Source organism: Streptomyces sp. NPDC043854, assembly GCF_056436005.1.
In genome coordinates, this window is sequence record NZ_JBWKDK010000013.1 from 124,129 (window position 1) to 139,256 (window position 15,128).

Genomic DNA, 15,128 nt, shown 5'->3' on the forward strand with positions numbered 1-15,128 from the left:
ATGCCCGTGGGCTGATCAAGGTAGCCGATTCGAAAGGCGAAGCGTGGCCAAGAAGCAAGGTGCCATCGAGATCGAGGGCACCGTGATCGAGTCCCTCCCGAACGCCATGTTCAAGGTGGAGCTCCAGAACGGTCACAAGGTCCTCGCGCACATCAGCGGCAAGATGCGCATGCACTACATCCGCATCCTGCCCGATGACCGGGTCGTCGTGGAGCTCTCTCCGTACGACCTGACGCGTGGCCGGATCGTCTACCGATACAAGTAGATCTTGCTCTCACTCCTGCCTGGGCTGACGTCCCGGTGCGGGTGGTGGCACTGACCCGGAGAACCTTAAGAACATGAAGGTCAAGCCGAGCGTCAAGAAGATCTGCGACAAGTGCAAGGTGATCCGCCGTCACGGCCGGGTCATGGTCATCTGCGACAACCTGCGCCACAAGCAGCGCCAGGGCTGACGCACGCCGACCGACCTGCACTTCGCAGTTCTTCGCGCGACGTAAGAAAACGTACATACGCAGGACCCGCCCAGCCCCGCAGGGGGTCGGCGGCACCTCCGGCGGGGGCCGGGGACCCGGACGTACCACTGCCCACGGGTGGTCGGCGGTCGGGAGCGGTTCTGCGGAAGACCCCCGAACACACAGGAGCCATTGAATGGCACGCGTTTCCGGTGTTGACATCCCGCGCGAAAAGCGCGTGGAGATCGCACTCACCTACGTCTTCGGTATCGGGCGCACCCGGTCCAAGGAGATCCTCGCCTCGACCGGCGTGAACCCGAACACCCGCGTTCGTGACCTGTCCGAGGAGGACCTGGTCAAGATCCGCGAGTACGTGGACGCCAACCTCCGCACCGAGGGTGACCTCCGCCGCGAGATCCAGGCCGACATCCGCCGCAAGGTGGAGATCGGCTGCTACCAGGGTCTGCGCCACCGCCGTGGCCTGCCGGTCCGCGGTCAGCGCACCAGCACGAACGCGCGTACCCGCAAGGGCCCGCGTCGCGCGATCGCCGGCAAGAAGAAGCCGGGCAAGAAGTAGTCCTGTTCAGCGGTCTTGCGCTGTAGGACCGACCACCTCCCCGTAGGAGAAACAGATGCCCCCCAAGGGTCGTCAGGGCGCTGCCAAGAAGGTGCGCCGCAAGGAAAAGAAGAACGTCGCTCACGGCCACGCGCACATCAAGAGCACGTTCAACAACACGATCGTCTCGATCACGGACCCGTCCGGCAACGTGATCTCCTGGGCCTCCGCCGGCCACGTCGGCTTCAAGGGCTCGCGCAAGTCCACCCCCTTCGCCGCGCAGATGGCCGCCGAGTCGGCCGCCCGCCGCGCGCAGGAGCACGGCATGCGCAAGGTCGACGTCTTCGTCAAGGGTCCGGGCTCCGGCCGCGAGACCGCGATCCGCTCCCTCCAGGCCACCGGCCTCGAGGTCGGCTCGATCCAGGACGTCACCCCCACCCCGCACAACGGCTGCCGTCCGCCGAAGCGCCGCCGCGTCTGACGCTGCGCGTTTCGACGCACTGAGCTGCGGTTCCGGGCGGTGCACCCCCTGTGGGGGCGCACCGCCCGTACCCTTGCAGCTGTAACACCGTCGGGCTCCGCCCGGTGGCCGTAGGACGTCAAATAGTGGGCGTCCACGACTGAAGGAAAAAGACATGCTTATCGCTCAGCGTCCTTCGCTGACCGAAGAGGTCGTCGACGAGTACCGCTCGCGGTTCGTGATCGAGCCGCTGGAGCCGGGCTTCGGCTACACCCTCGGCAACTCCCTGCGCCGTACCCTCCTGTCCTCGATCCCGGGTGCCGCTGTCACCAGCATCCGCATCGACGGTGTCCTGCACGAGTTCACCACCGTGCCGGGCGTCAAGGAGGACGTGACCGACCTCATCCTCAACATCAAGCAGCTGGTCGTCTCCTCGGAGCACGACGAGCCGGTCGTGATGTACCTGCGCAAGCAGGGCCCCGGCCTGGTCACCGCCGCGGACATCGCGCCCCCGGCCGGTGTCGAGGTGCACAACCCGGACCTGGTCCTCGCCACGCTGAACGGCAAGGGCAAGCTGGAGATGGAGCTGACCGTCGAGCGCGGTCGCGGCTACGTCTCCGCCGTCCAGAACAAGCAGGTGGGCCAGGAGATCGGCCGCATCCCGGTCGACTCCATCTACAGCCCCGTGCTCAAGGTCACCTACAAGGTCGAGGCGACCCGTGTCGAGCAGCGCACCGACTTCGACAAGCTGATCGTCGACGTCGAGACCAAGCAGGCCATGCGCCCGCGCGACGCCATGGCGTCCGCCGGCAAGACCCTGGTCGAGCTGTTCGGTCTGGCCCGCGAGCTCAACATCGACGCCGAGGGCATCGACATGGGCCCGTCCCCGACGGACGCCGCCCTGGCCGCCGACCTGGCGCTGCCGATCGAGGAGCTGGAGCTCACGGTCCGCTCCTACAACTGCCTCAAGCGCGAGGGCATCCACTCCGTGGGTGAGCTCGTCGCCCGCTCCGAGGCCGACCTGCTCGACATCCGCAACTTCGGTGCGAAGTCGATCGACGAGGTCAAGGCGAAGCTGGCCGGCATGGGCCTGGCCCTCAAGGACAGCCCGCCCGGATTCGACCCGACCGCCGCCGCGGACGCCTTCGGCGCGGACGACGACGCCGACGCCGGTTTCGTCGAGACCGAGCAGTACTGATTCCTCCCGTCGCCGGCGGCTGGGGCTTCGGCCTCAATCGCCGGCCGGGCTTGATTCGATCTTTCCCGGGGCGTCCGCCCCGGGGGAACTGACACCGGTACCTGACACGGCCGGTGCAGATACGAAGGAGTAACACCATGCCGCGTCCCGCCAAGGGAGCCCGTCTGGGCGGCAGCGCCGCGCACGAGAAGCTTCTCCTCGCGAACCTCGCGAAGTCGCTGTTCGAGCACGGCCGCATCACGACGACCGAGGCCAAGGCCCGCCGCCTGCGTCCGGTCGCCGAGCGTCTGATCACCAAGGCGAAGAAGGGCGACATCCACAACCGTCGCCTGGTTCTCCAGACGATCACGGACAAGAGCATCGTCCACACGCTGTTCACCGAGATCGCCCCGCGCTTCGAGAACCGCCCCGGTGGTTACACGCGCATCACCAAGATCGGCAACCGTCGCGGCGACAACGCCCCGATGGCGGTCATCGAGCTCGTCGAGGCCCTGACCGTGGCCCAGCAGGCCACCGGTGAGGCCGAGGCCGCCACCAAGCGTGCGGTCAAGGAGGCCGAGGCCAAGGCTGAGGCCGAGGCCCCCGCCGAGGTCGAGGAGACCAAGGAGGCCTGATCCTTCGGGATCGTGCCTGCCTGATCGGCTCTGAACGGGCCCGCCCCTTCCCGGGGCGGGCCCGTTCTGCATGGGTGGAAGAGCATGCGGCTTGAGAGGATCGCTCACGTGAGTGACGAGGTGGAGCCCGGGCACGTCCGGGTCAGGCTGGACCTGAGTTACGACGGCACGTACTTCTCCGGCTGGGCGAAGCAGCGCACGCTGCGGACCGTCCAGGGCGAGTTGGAGTCGGCGCTGCAGACCGTGATGCGGCTGCCCCACCCGGTCGAGCTGACCGTGGCCGGGCGGACCGACGCGGGCGTGCACGCCCGCGGGCAGGTCGCCCAGTTCGACCTGGCCGAGGAGGTGTGGGCGGAGCACGGCGACAAGCTGCTGCGCCGTCTCGCGGGCAAGCTGCCGCACGACGTACGGGTCTGGAAGGCGGCCGAGGCGCCGGCGGGCTTCAACGCCCGTTTCTCCGCCGTGTGGCGCCGCTACGCCTACCGCGTGGGCGACCACCCCGGGGGCGTGGACCCGCTGCTGCGCGGCCACGTGCTGTGGCACCCGTGGCCGCTGGACGTGGACGCCATGAACGAGGCCGCCACCGAGCTGCTCGGCGAGCACGACTTCGCCGCGTACTGCCGCAAGCGCGAGGGCGCCACCACCATCCGCACCCTCCAGCAGCTGAGCTGGGCGCGGGGCGGGGACGGGATCGTCACCGCGACCGTCCGTGCCGACGCCTTCTGCCACAACATGGTCCGCTCGCTGGTCGGCGCCCTGCTGCACGTCGGGGACGGGCACCGGCCGACGGACTGGCCCGGCACGGTGCTGCGGGCCGCCGTACGGGACTCCTCGGTGCACGTGGTCAAGCCGCACGGGCTGACCCTGGAGGAGGTCGGCTACCCGGCGGACGAGCTGCTGGCGGCGCGCAGCAAGGAGGCCCGGAACATGCGCACGCTGCCGGGCGCCGGCTGCTGCTGACCGGCCGCACCGCCGGCTGCTGCCGACCGGCTGCGCCCCCCGGCTGGGGATTCCGCCGGTAAACGGTTTGGGCGTATCCCGGCCGGGCTGCGAGCATGCCCGGCATGGGACATCTCGAAGCCGGCCACCTGGAGTACTGCCTTCCCGACGGGCGGGTGCTGCTCCCCGACGTCTCCTTCCGGGTGGGAGAGGGGGCCGTGGTCGCCCTGGTGGGGGCGAACGGGGCCGGCAAGACCACCCTGCTGAGGCTGCTGTCCGGCGAGCTCCAGCCGCACGGCGGCTCCGTCACCGTCAGCGGCGGCCTCGGGGTGATGTCGCAGTTCATCGGCTCGGTCCGGGACGAGACCACCGTCCGCGACCTGCTGGTCTCCGTGGCGCACCCGCGGATCCGCGAGGCCGCCAAGGCCGTGGACCGGGCCGAGCACCTGATCATGACCGTCGACGACGAGGCCGCGCAGATGGCGTACGCGCAGGCCCTCAGCGACTGGGCGGACGTCCAGGGGTACGAGGCGGAGACGCTGTGGGACGTGTGCACCACGGCCGCGCTGGGGGTCCCGTACGACAAGGCGCAGTTCCGCGAGGTGCGCACGCTCTCCGGCGGTGAGCAGAAGCGGCTCGTCCTGGAGGCGCTGCTGCGCGGACTGGACGAGGTGCTGCTCCTCGACGAGCCGGACAACTACCTCGACGTGCCCGGCAAGCGGTGGCTGGAGGACCAGCTGCGGGCCACCCGCAAGACGGTGCTGTTCATCTCGCACGACCGGGAGCTGCTGTCCCGCGCCGCCCAGAAGATCATCGCGGTCGAGCCCGGGGTCGACGGCTCCGACGTGTGGGTGCACGGCGGCGGCTTCGACACCTTCCACGAGGCCCGCAAGGAGCGATTCGCCCGCTTCGAGGAGCTCAAGCGGCGCTGGGAGGAGAAGCACGCCCAGCTGAAGAAGCTGGTGGTCACCCTGCGGCAGGCGGCCGCGGTCAGCCACGAGATGGCCTCGCGGTACGCGGCGGCCCAGACGCGGCTGCGGAAGTTCGAGGAGGCCGGCCCGCCGCCGGAGCCGCCGCGGGAGCAGGAGATCCGGATGCGGCTGAAGGGCGGGCGGACCGGCGTCCGCGCCCTGACCTGCAAGAACCTGGAGCTGACCGGCCTGATGAAGCCCTTCGGCCTGGAGGTCTTCTACGGCGAGCGGGTCGCCGTGCTCGGCTCGAACGGCTCGGGCAAGTCGCACTTCCTGCGGCTGCTGGCCGGGGACCCCGAGAACCCGGTCGCCCACACGGGGGAGTGGAAGCTCGGCGCCCGGGTCGTGCCCGGCCACTTCGCGCAGACGCACGCGCACCCCGAGCTGTTCGGCCGGTCGCTCGTCGACATCCTGTGGACGGAGCACGCGAAGGACCGCGGCGGGGCCATGTCGGCGCTGCGCCGCTACGAGCTGGAGCGCCAGGGCGACCAGCCGTTCGAGAAGCTGTCGGGCGGCCAGCAGGCCCGCTTCCAGATCCTCCTGCTGGAGCTTGCGGGCACCACGGCGCTGCTCCTGGACGAGCCGACGGACAACCTGGACCTGGAGTCCGCGGAGGCGCTTCAGGACGGCCTGGAGGCCTACGAGGGCACTGTGCTGTGCGTCACGCACGACCGCTGGTTCGCGCGCACATTTGACCGTTTCCTGGTCTTCGGTTCAGACGGTGTTGTGCGGGAGACTCGGGAACCCGTCTGGGACGAACGTAGGGTCGAGCGGGAGCGCTAGGGGGAGCCCGCCCCCGGGCGGGTCGATCGGGAGGCGTTGTGCGGCTGCGGCCTGGCACCTGGCTCAGGAAGTGGGACGACCCGGCGGTGCGGCGGGCCCTGGCCGCCCGGCTGTCGGCCCCCGCCCCCCGGCTCTGGTTCGCCGGGCTGCTGCTCGTCGTCCTCGGGATTTCCGTCTCCACCAGCCTGCGGTCGAACTGGGGCTCGGACAACGCCTTCGTCGTGAAGGCCGCGGACACGCTGCTGGCGGGCGGTTCGCCGTACGAGGACAAGCGCTTCCTGTACCTGCCGAGCGCCGTGGTCATGGCGGTCCCGGAGGCGCTGCTGCCGACGCCGGTGCTGCGCTGGGTGCTGCCGCTCGCGATCTCCGGGCTGCTGGCCGCGGGCTGGTGGGCGGCGCTGCGGCTGTTCTCGGTGCCGGCCCGCTCGCGGTTCGCGGTCGGCGGGTTCGCCGTCCTCGCGCTGGCCTTCCGGCCGTACGTGAACCTCGTGCTGATCGGCAACTGGACGGCCGTATCGGCGGCCGCCCTCCCCCTCGCCCTGCTGCTCGCCCACCGCCGCTCGTGGACGGCCGCCGGACTGGTGGTGGGGCTGGCGATCGCCTGCAAGCCGATGCTGGTGCCCATCGGGCTGCTGTTCGTGCTGGCCGGGCGGTGGCGGGGGCTGGCGGCGGCCGTGCTGGTGCCGCTGGGGATGTCGCTGCTGGGCGCGCTGCTGATGCCGAGCCCTTCGCTGTTCTTCACCAAGACGCTGCCCTTCCTGCTCCAGGGCCAGGACGCCTACGCCCTGCCCTGGGACGCCTCACCGATCGCGGTGCTGCCCCGGCTGGGGGTGCCGGTGCCGGTCGCGGTGCTGGTGGCGGGGCTGGGGGCGCTCGGCGGGCTGTGGGCGGCCTGGCGGCGGTGGCGGCGGGAGGACGACCAGGACCGGGGCGAGCTGCGGCTGGCGGAGACGGCCTGCATGGTGATGCTGGCCGCGTTCCTGGTGTCGCGGCCCTCCTTCGACCACTACCTGCTGGTGGTGCTCCCGCTGCTGCTGGCCTCGGGGGTGCGGGCGGGGTCCGCGGTGCATTCGGGCTGGTTCTGGGTGGGGATGTTCCCGCAGGTCGCGGGCGTGCCGTGGCCCTCCGAGCTGGAGCGCAAGCGGCGGGCGTTCAAGGACTGCTTCACGCTGTGCGTGTTCGCCGGGAGCCTGATGCGGCGGTGCCTGCGCCCGGCGCGGGTTAACCTGGAAGGCGTACGAACTGCGGGGACCCTTCCCGGGCCCGGAACAGAGCGCACTGCGGAGCCCGCCGAGGCGGGCTCCGGGTCTGCGTTTTGACCCTTCCAGGGCACGGTGGGTATCCTGCTGGTTCGTTATGCGTATTGGCTTGCTCATTCTCACGTGAAAGGGCCTTACGCCGGTCCACCGGGCCGATGACCAGCGGTACACACGGGTTGCGTCCCCGTCGTGCACCTGGGCTGTCGTGATCGTCTTTGGTGGCCTTGTCAGGACCCTTCCCTTCGGGCCGCGAGGCTCGGGGGAGAACCCATCACTGAAGAAGCGAAGGCATACGACCGTGCGTACGTACAGCCCCAAGCCCGGCGACATCTCGCGCCAGTGGCTCGTCATCGACGCCAAGGACGTTGTCCTCGGCCGTCTGGCGACCCAGGCCGCTGCCCTCCTGAAGGGCAAGCACAAGCCGACCTACGCCCCCCACATGGACATGGGCGACTTCGTCGTCATCATCAACGCCGACAAGGTCCACCTGTCCGGCAACAAGGCGTCCCAGAAGATGGCGTACCGCCACTCCGGCTTCCCGGGTGGTCTGCGTTCGGTTCGCTACGACGACCTGCTGGCGAACAACCCGGAGAAGGCCGTCGAGAAGGCCGTCAAGGGCATGCTCCCCAAGAACTCCCTCGGCCGTCAGATGCTCTCGAAGCTGAAGGTCTACTCGGGCGACCAGCACCCGCACGCTGCCCAGCAGCCGGTGCCGTTCGAGATCACCCAGGTCGCGCAGTAGTTCCGGCCACCCCCTAAGACGTAGAGAATTCTGAGGAGCATCGTGGCCGAGACCACCGCCGAGACCCCCGTCGACGAGTTCGAGGGCGTCGAGGAGTACACCACCGAGTCGGACGTCGTCGTCGAGGGCGACTACACCTCCGAGTCCCTTGCCGGTCGCTTCGGCGACCCCCAGCCGGCCGCCGGCCTGGGCCGTCGCAAGAACGCCATTGCCCGTGTCCGGATCGTTCCGGGCTCCGGCAAGTGGAAGATCAACGGTCGCACCCTCGAGGACTACTTCCCGAACAAGGTGCACCAGCAGGAAGTCAACGAGCCGTTCAAGCTGCTCGAGCTCGACGGCCGTTACGATGTCATCGCCCGCATCGCGGGTGGCGGCGTCTCCGGCCAGGCCGGCGCCCTGCGCCTCGGCGTGGCCCGTGCGCTGAACGAGGCGGACGTCGACAACAACCGCCCGGCGCTGAAGAAGGCCGGCTTCCTCTCCCGCGACGACCGTGCGGTCGAGCGCAAGAAGGCCGGTCTCAAGAAGGCCCGTAAGGCTCCGCAGTACAGCAAGCGTTAATCTGCGCCTGCTGTTCAGCAACGACCGCCCCGGCAGCACTCTCTGTGCTGCCGGGGCGGTTCGTTTACCGCCACGAGCGGCACATACCTGTCACCAGCGGTCTCAAGCGAAGCGCGATCTTGGAGGACAACAGTGGGACAACTCTTCGGGACGGACGGTGTACGCGGCGTCGCCAATGCGGATCTGACGGCTGAGCTCGCGCTCGGCCTCTCCGTGGCAGCGGCCCACGTACTGGGCGAGGCCGGCACCTTCGCGGGCCACCGGCCGACGGCCGTGGTCGGCCGCGACCCGCGGGCCTCGGGCGAGTTCCTGGAGGCCGCGGTCGTCGCGGGCCTCGCGAGCGCGGGCGTGGACGTCCTGCGCGTCGGTGTGCTGCCCACCCCCGCGGTGGCGTATCTCACCGGTGCGCTGGGTGCCGACCTCGGCGTGATGCTCTCCGCCTCCCACAACGCGATGCCCGACAACGGCATCAAGTTCTTCGCGCGGGGCGGCCATAAGCTCGCCGACGAGCTGGAGGACCGGATCGAGGCCGTCTACGAGGAGCACCGCACGGGCGCGCCCTGGGACCGGCCCACCGGCGCCGGCGTCGGCCGGGTCTCCGAATACGACGAGGGCTTCGACAAGTACGTCGCCCACCTCATCGGGGTCCTCCCCAACCGCCTGGACGGGCTGAAGATCGTCCTGGACGAGGCGCACGGCGCGGCCGCCCGCGTCTCGCCCGAGGCCTTCGCCCGGGCCGGCGCCGAGATCGTCACCATCGGTGCCGAGCCCGACGGCCTGAACATCAACGACGGCTGCGGCTCCACCCACCTCGACCTGCTCAAGCGGGCCGTCGTCGAGCACGGCGCCGACCTCGGCATCGCCCACGACGGCGACGCCGACCGCTGCCTCGCGGTCGACGCCTCCGGCGCGGAGGTCGACGGCGACCAGATCCTCGCGGTGCTGGCCCTGGCCATGCGCGAGGCCGACACCCTGCGCGGGAACACCGTCGTCGGCACGGTCATGTCCAACCTGGGCTTCAAGCTGGCCATGGAGGCCGAGGGCATCCAGGTCGTGCAGACCGGCGTCGGCGACCGGTACGTGCTGGAGGCGATGAAGGAGCACGGCTACGCGCTGGGCGGCGAGCAGTCCGGCCACGTGATCATCCTCGACCACGCGACGACCGGCGACGGCACGCTGACCGGCCTGATGCTGGCCGCGCGCGTCGCGGCCACCGGCCGGTCGCTGGCGGAGCTGGCCGGCGTCATGCAGCGGCTCCCGCAGATCCTGATCAACGTGCCCGACGTGGACAAGTCCCGGGTCGCCACCTCCGGCGAGCTGGCCGAGGCCGTCGCCGACGCCGAGCGCGAGCTCGGCACCACCGGCCGGGTGCTGCTCCGTCCGTCCGGTACGGAGCCCCTGGTCCGGGTGATGGTGGAGGCCGCCGACATCGAGCAGGCCCGCGCGGTGGCGCAGCGCCTCGCGGACGCCGTGAAGACGGCGCTCGGCTAGCCGCTCCCGCGTGGCCCGACCGGGCTACGGGCGCCGTGGCGCACTCGGCCGCCGGACCATCCGGTGCTGCTGGGTGCGCCACAGCAGTTTCCAGCCCACGAGGGTGGCGACCCCGGCCAGGACGATGCCGGACAGGTTCAGCGCCAGCTGCATCGCCGAGCCCCACATCTGTCCGTAGTCCCCGAAGCTGAAGGCAACGGCGGCGTTCGCGGCGGCCGGGACGGTGGTGACGGAGATCGCCACGCCGACCAGGGCGCCGGCCTTCGCCGAGGTCAGGGACAGGGTGCCGGCCATGCCGGCGAGCAGGGCCACGATGAAGGAGAACGGGTCGGGCTGCCAGATGAAGCTGGTGTTCGGGCGCGGGTTCTCCAGCATCGCCTCCTCGAACTGCCCCAGCCCGGTCATCGCCAGGCTGAACAGGGTCGTCGCCGCCATCGCCACGGTGAAGCCCACCACCAGGGCGAAGGCGGAGCGGCCGGCGAGCTTCGGCTCCCGCTGCACCAGCCCGGTGCAGATCCCGGCGAGCGGCCCGAACTCGGGGCCGAGGGCCATCGCGCCCACGATCAGGATGGCGTTGTCGAGGACCACACCGCAGGCCGCGATCATCGTCGCGATGGCGAGGAACAGCAGGTAGGTGATGGTGAGGGTGGACTCCTCGTGGGTCGCCTCGGCCAGCTGCTCCCAGATCACGGCGTCCGCGGCCTCGCCCGGGGCCTCCTCCTCCGCCTCGTCGGCGCGGGCGGACAGGGACAGGTCGATGTGCTCGACGGCGATGGCGCCGTCCCGGTCGACGGCCAGCTCCCGCAGACCGTGCAGCAGCTCGTCCCCGGCCTCACGGGCCACGTCGCACAGCACGATGTCGCCGGCCGGGTCGCGGGCCGCCCCGGAGAGCACGGCCACGTGCGTGGTGCCGACCGTCCGGCCGATCAGTGCGAGGACCGCGTCGGTCCGGTCGTGCGGCACGATGATCCGCAGATGCAGCATGCCCGCACAGTAGCCCCCGCAGGGCACGCGGAGGCGCTGCCGTCAGAGCTTGCGCAGGCTGAGTTTCTGCACCTTGTGGTCCGGGCCCTTGCGGACGACGAGGGTGGCCCGGCCGCGGGTGGGGGCCACGTTCTCCAGCAGGTTGGGCTTGTTGATCGTCCGCCACATGGTCTGCGCGTACTCCATCGCCTCCTCCTCGGAGACCTGCGTGTACGTGCGGAAGTACGAGAAGGGGTTCTGGAAGGCGGTCTCGCGCAGCTTCCGGAACCGGTTGAGGTACCAGCGCTCGATGTCCTCGGCGCGCGCGTCCACGTACACGCTGAAGTCGAAGTAGTCGGCGAGGCCGACCCGGGTGCGCCCGTCCTTGCCGGGGAGGGCCGGCTGGAGCACGTTCAGGCCCTCGACGATCAGGATGTCCGGGCGGCGGACGACGAGCCGCTCGCCGGGGACGATGTCGTAGATGAGGTGCGAGTAGACCGGGGCGGTGACCTCGTCCCTGCCCGCCTTGATGTCGGCGACGAAGCGGGTGAGCGCCCGGCGGTCGTAGGACTCGGGGAAGCCCTTGCGGGAGGTGAGCCCGCGCCGCTCCAGCTCCTTCATGGGGTAGAGGAAGCCGTCCGTGGTGACGAGCTCCACGCGCGGGTGCTCGGGCCAGCGGGCCAGCAGGGCCTGGAGCAGGCGGGCCACGGTGGACTTGCCGACGGCGACGGAGCCGGCGACGCCGATGACGAAGGGGGTGCCCTGCTGGCTGCCGTGGCCGGTGCCGCCCGCGTCGCCGAGGAAGGTGTTGAGGGTGCCGCGGAGGGTGCTGGTGGCGCCGACGTACAGGTTGAGCAGCCGGGACAGGGGCAGGTAGATGTCGCGGACCTCGTCGAGGTCGATGACGTCGCCCAGGCCGCGCAGCTGCTCCACCTCCTCGGCGGTCAGCGGCAGCGGGGTGCGCTCGCGCAGGGCGCTCCACTCGGCGCGGGTGAGATCGACGTACGGCGAGACCTCGGCCCGGCGCGGGGACCGCTCGGGCCGCTCCGGGCGCTTCATCGCGCATTCCGGTTCGGGCGTGCTGCTTCGTGGCGGCGAAGTGATCACACCGCCATTGTCGTGGCTCGGGGCCGTTCGTGGGTGGTGTGGTCGGTCACGTGGTGCGGAGGCACGGAGGCACGGAGGCGCGGAGGCACGGAGGCGCGGAGGCGGCTTTCGGTCTCGCTGAGATCACGATCGGCCGCGAAGGGGCGTTCGGGCGGGCGGGTGTCGGCGGGGGCACGTACATTGCTGATCATGGTGGCTCCGGCGCGCTCCCATGGGGAGTGGGTGCCGTCCGGGCCTCCCGACCGTCATTGCATCACCCTGTGGGGGTTTTTCGTGCGCAGCACCCTTGTCCGCCGTTCCGTCATGACCGCCTCCGCCGTCTCGCTGGCCCTGCTCGCCACCGCGTGCGGCTCGTCCGAGGACAAGAAGGACGACGCCAAGCCGTCCGCGCCGGCAGCCTCCGCGCCGGCCGCCGCCCCGGCCAAGGGCAAGACGGACGCCGAACTGGCGCCCCTCCTGCTGACCCAGGCCGAGGCCCCCAAGGACAGCGTGGTCAAGACGCCCTCCGCGGCCCAGATCGCGGCCCACGCGGCCACCACCGACAAGGCCGAGTGCAAGCCGATCGTCCAGGCCGCGTCGATGGCGCCCCAGGGCGCCTCCGCCGGTGTGGCCCGTGTCCAGGTCGGCGGCACCTCCGGCAAGGCCGCCGACCCCAACGCGTCGGAGGCGGACAAGGCGAAGGCGGCCCTGGAGATGCTCGCCGGTGCCACCGGCACCTCCGTGACCCTGACCTCCTACGACGGCAAGGGTGCCGAGGAGGCGTTCACCGCCTTCAAGACGGCGGGCACCGCCTGCGCGGGCGGCTACACGATGACGCAGGGTGGCGAGAGCCTCAAGGTCAACAAGATGGTGGCGGGCGACGCCGTCACGGCGGGCGACGAGGCCGCCTCCTTCGTCGCGGACTTCGGCGACGCCGAGGCCTCGATGGCCGGGCAGCTGATCGTGGTGCGCAAGGGCAACACCCTCGCCACGTTCTCGGTGCAGAACCTCGGCGGCAAGCCGGCGCTCCCGAAGGACGTCATCGACGCGCAGGTCAAGAAGCTCGGCTGAGCCGCGCCCCGGCGCCCGGCGCCTGAACGACCGTCAACCCCGCTCCGGCGCATTCGCCGGGGCGGGGTTTTCGTCTTGTCCAAGTGCGGGGCAGGAAGCGGCTCGCGGCGTACGCTGCGCCGTATGTGCGGAATCGTGGGTTATGTAGGAGCGCAGTCGGCGCTCGATGTGGTCATCGCCGGACTCAAGCGGCTGGAGTACCGCGGCTACGACTCGGCAGGGGTCGCCGTGCTCGCCGACGGGCGGGTCGCGTCCGCCAAGAAGGCCGGGAAGCTGGTCAACCTGGAGAAGGAGCTCGTCGCGCATCCGCTGCCGGCGGGCTCCACGGGCCTGGGGCACACGCGTTGGGCCACGCACGGCGGGCCCACCGACGCCAACGCCCACCCGCACCTGGACAACGCGGGCCGGGTGGCCGTCGTCCACAACGGCATCATCGAGAACTTCGCCGTGCTGCGCGCCGAACTCGCCGAGCGCGGGCACCGGCTGGAGTCGGAGACGGACACCGAGGTCGTGGCCCACCTGCTGGCCGAGCGGTTCGCCGCCGCCGGGAACGACCTCGCGGAGGCCATGCGGCAGGTGTGCCGGCGGCTGGAGGGCGCGTTCACGCTGGTCGCGGTGCACGCCGACGCGCCGGACGTGGTGGTCGGCGCCCGCCGGAACTCCCCTCTGGTCGTGGGCGTTGGGGAGGGTGAGCACTTCCTCGCCTCGGACGTGGCCGCGTTCATCGCCCACACGCGGTCCGCGATCGAGCTGGGGCAGGACCAGGTCGTCGAGCTCCGCTGCGACGGGGTCTCGGTGACCGGGTTCGACGGTTCGCCCGCAGAGGTGCGGGCGTACCACGTGGACTGGGACGCCTCGGCGGCCGAGAAGGGGGGATACGACTACTTCATGCTCAAGGAGATCGCCGAGCAGCCGAAGGCTGTCGCCGACACCCTCCTGGGCAGGATCGACGCGAGCGGCTCGCTGACCCTGGACGAGGTGCGCATCCCCGCCACTGTGCTCCGGGAGGTCGACAAGGTCGTGATCGTGGCGTGCGGTACGGCCTACCACGCGGGCATGATCGCGAAGCTGGCCATCGAGCACTGGACCCGCATCCCGTGCGAGACGGAGCTGGCGAGCGAGTTCCGCTACCGCGACCCGATCCTGGACCAGCGGACGCTGGTGGTGGCGATCTCGCAGTCCGGCGAGACCATGGACACCCTGATGGCGCTGCGGCACGCGCGCGAGCAGGGGGCCAAGGTGCTGGCCATCTGCAATACGAACGGGTCGACGATCCCGCGGGAGTCGGACGCCGTGCTGTACACCCACGCCGGTCCCGAGGTCGCCGTCGCCTCGACCAAGGCGTTCCTGACGCAGCTGGTGGCCTGCTACCTGGTCGCGCTCTACCTCGGGCAGGTCCGGGGCACCAAGTGGGGCGACGAGATCCAGGCGGTGGTCCGCGAACTGTCCGACATCGCCGCGGCCGTGGACGCCGTCCTGGAGACGATGGAGCCGGTGCGGGCCCTGGCCCGGTCCCTGGCCGACAAGAACACCGTGCTGTTCCTCGGGCGGCACGTCGGCTACCCGGTGGCGCTGGAAGGCGCGCTCAAGCTCAAGGAGCTCGCGTACATGCACGCCGAGGGCTTCGCGGCGGGCGAGCTCAAGCACGGGCCGATCGCGCTGATCGAGGAGGACCTGCCGGTGGTGGTGGTCGTGCCGTCGCCGCGCGGGCGCTCGGTCCTGCACGACAAGATCGTGTCGAACATCCAGGAGATCCGGGCGCGCGGGGCGCGGACCATCGTGATCGCGGAGGAGGGCGACCAGGCGGTGGTCCCGTACGCCGACCACCTGATCCGCATCCCGGCGACGCCGACGCTGCTCCAGCCGCTGGTGGCGACGGTGCCGCTCCAGGTGTTCGCGTGCGAACTGGCGACGGCGCGCGGGAACGAGGTGGACCAGCCGCGTAATCTCGCGAAGTCCGTGACCGTGGAGTGAATGGGTAGTTC

At 70.7% G+C, this 15,128-nt stretch carries 16 protein-coding genes; 14 read left to right on the top strand and 2 right to left on the bottom strand.

Features of this window, described 5'->3' with window-relative positions; all coding sequences use genetic code 11:
• Positions 1-43 precede the first annotated feature (43 nt).
• The 12 genes from infA to glmM all read left to right on the top strand — a co-directional run bounded on the left by infA (position 44) and on the right by glmM (position 10,023).
• Positions 44-265, top strand: a complete 222-nt coding sequence (gene infA, locus AC068A_RS14985) for a translation initiation factor IF-1 (RefSeq protein ID WP_003956442.1) — start codon at positions 44-46, stop codon at positions 263-265.
• A 73-nt stretch (positions 266-338) separates the two neighbouring features.
• Positions 339-452, top strand: a complete 114-nt coding sequence (gene rpmJ / locus AC068A_RS14990; protein WP_003956441.1) for a 50S ribosomal protein L36 — start codon at positions 339-341, stop codon at positions 450-452.
• A 196-nt stretch (positions 453-648) separates the two neighbouring features.
• Entirely contained in the window at positions 649-1,029 is a 381-nt protein-coding gene (gene rpsM, locus AC068A_RS14995; RefSeq protein ID WP_179173322.1) for a 30S ribosomal protein S13, read from the top strand.
• Between the two features lie 55 nt (positions 1,030-1,084).
• Positions 1,085-1,489, top strand: a complete 405-nt coding sequence (gene rpsK / locus AC068A_RS15000; RefSeq protein WP_003956432.1) for a 30S ribosomal protein S11 — start codon at positions 1,085-1,087, stop codon at positions 1,487-1,489.
• A 154-nt stretch (positions 1,490-1,643) separates the two neighbouring features.
• On the top strand, positions 1,644-2,666 hold the full coding sequence (locus tag AC068A_RS15005; RefSeq protein ID WP_003956430.1) for a DNA-directed RNA polymerase subunit alpha: 1,023 nt from the start codon (positions 1,644-1,646) through the stop codon (positions 2,664-2,666).
• Between the two features lie 137 nt (positions 2,667-2,803).
• Positions 2,804-3,280: a 50S ribosomal protein L17 gene (gene rplQ, locus AC068A_RS15010; protein WP_361090656.1), complete on the top strand. Its 477-nt coding sequence runs from the start codon at positions 2,804-2,806 to the stop codon at positions 3,278-3,280.
• 108 nt (positions 3,281-3,388) lie between these two features.
• Positions 3,389-4,240 (top strand): tRNA pseudouridine(38-40) synthase TruA, encoded by an 852-nt coding sequence (truA, locus tag AC068A_RS15015; protein ID WP_478584915.1) that lies wholly within the window; start codon positions 3,389-3,391, stop codon positions 4,238-4,240.
• 95 nt (positions 4,241-4,335) lie between these two features.
• Complete coding sequence (locus tag AC068A_RS15020) at positions 4,336-5,973, top strand: ABC-F family ATP-binding cassette domain-containing protein (RefSeq protein WP_478584917.1); 1,638 nt, start codon at positions 4,336-4,338, stop codon at positions 5,971-5,973.
• Positions 5,974-6,011: 38 nt separating this feature from the next.
• Complete coding sequence (locus AC068A_RS15025; protein ID WP_478584919.1) at positions 6,012-7,292, top strand: glycosyltransferase family 87 protein; 1,281 nt, start codon at positions 6,012-6,014, stop codon at positions 7,290-7,292.
• Between the two features lie 238 nt (positions 7,293-7,530).
• A complete protein-coding gene (rplM, locus tag AC068A_RS15030) occupies positions 7,531-7,974 on the top strand; it encodes a 50S ribosomal protein L13 (protein WP_478584921.1) in 444 nt (147 codons plus the stop codon).
• A 42-nt stretch (positions 7,975-8,016) separates the two neighbouring features.
• Complete coding sequence (gene rpsI, locus AC068A_RS15035) at positions 8,017-8,532, top strand: 30S ribosomal protein S9 (RefSeq protein WP_179173326.1); 516 nt, start codon at positions 8,017-8,019, stop codon at positions 8,530-8,532.
• Positions 8,533-8,664: 132 nt separating this feature from the next.
• Entirely contained in the window at positions 8,665-10,023 is a 1,359-nt protein-coding gene (gene glmM, locus AC068A_RS15040) for a phosphoglucosamine mutase (protein ID WP_478584923.1), read from the top strand.
• A 24-nt stretch (positions 10,024-10,047) separates the two neighbouring features.
• On the opposite strand, the gene AC068A_RS15045 is transcribed toward glmM, so the two are convergent.
• A complete protein-coding gene (locus AC068A_RS15045; RefSeq protein ID WP_478584925.1) occupies positions 10,048-11,007 on the bottom strand; it encodes a DUF389 domain-containing protein in 960 nt (319 codons plus the stop codon).
• A 42-nt stretch (positions 11,008-11,049) separates the two neighbouring features.
• A complete protein-coding gene (gene coaA, locus AC068A_RS15050; protein WP_478584926.1) occupies positions 11,050-12,045 on the bottom strand; it encodes a type I pantothenate kinase in 996 nt (331 codons plus the stop codon).
• Positions 12,046-12,366: 321 nt separating this feature from the next.
• Between coaA and AC068A_RS15055 the strand changes: the two genes are divergently transcribed.
• Together AC068A_RS15055 and glmS are read left to right on the top strand one after the other, a co-directional pair.
• Positions 12,367-13,143, top strand: a complete 777-nt coding sequence (locus AC068A_RS15055; RefSeq protein WP_478584928.1) for a hypothetical protein — start codon at positions 12,367-12,369, stop codon at positions 13,141-13,143.
• A 123-nt stretch (positions 13,144-13,266) separates the two neighbouring features.
• A complete protein-coding gene (gene glmS / locus AC068A_RS15060; protein WP_478584929.1) occupies positions 13,267-15,117 on the top strand; it encodes a glutamine--fructose-6-phosphate transaminase (isomerizing) in 1,851 nt (616 codons plus the stop codon).
• Positions 15,118-15,128 lie beyond the last annotated feature (11 nt).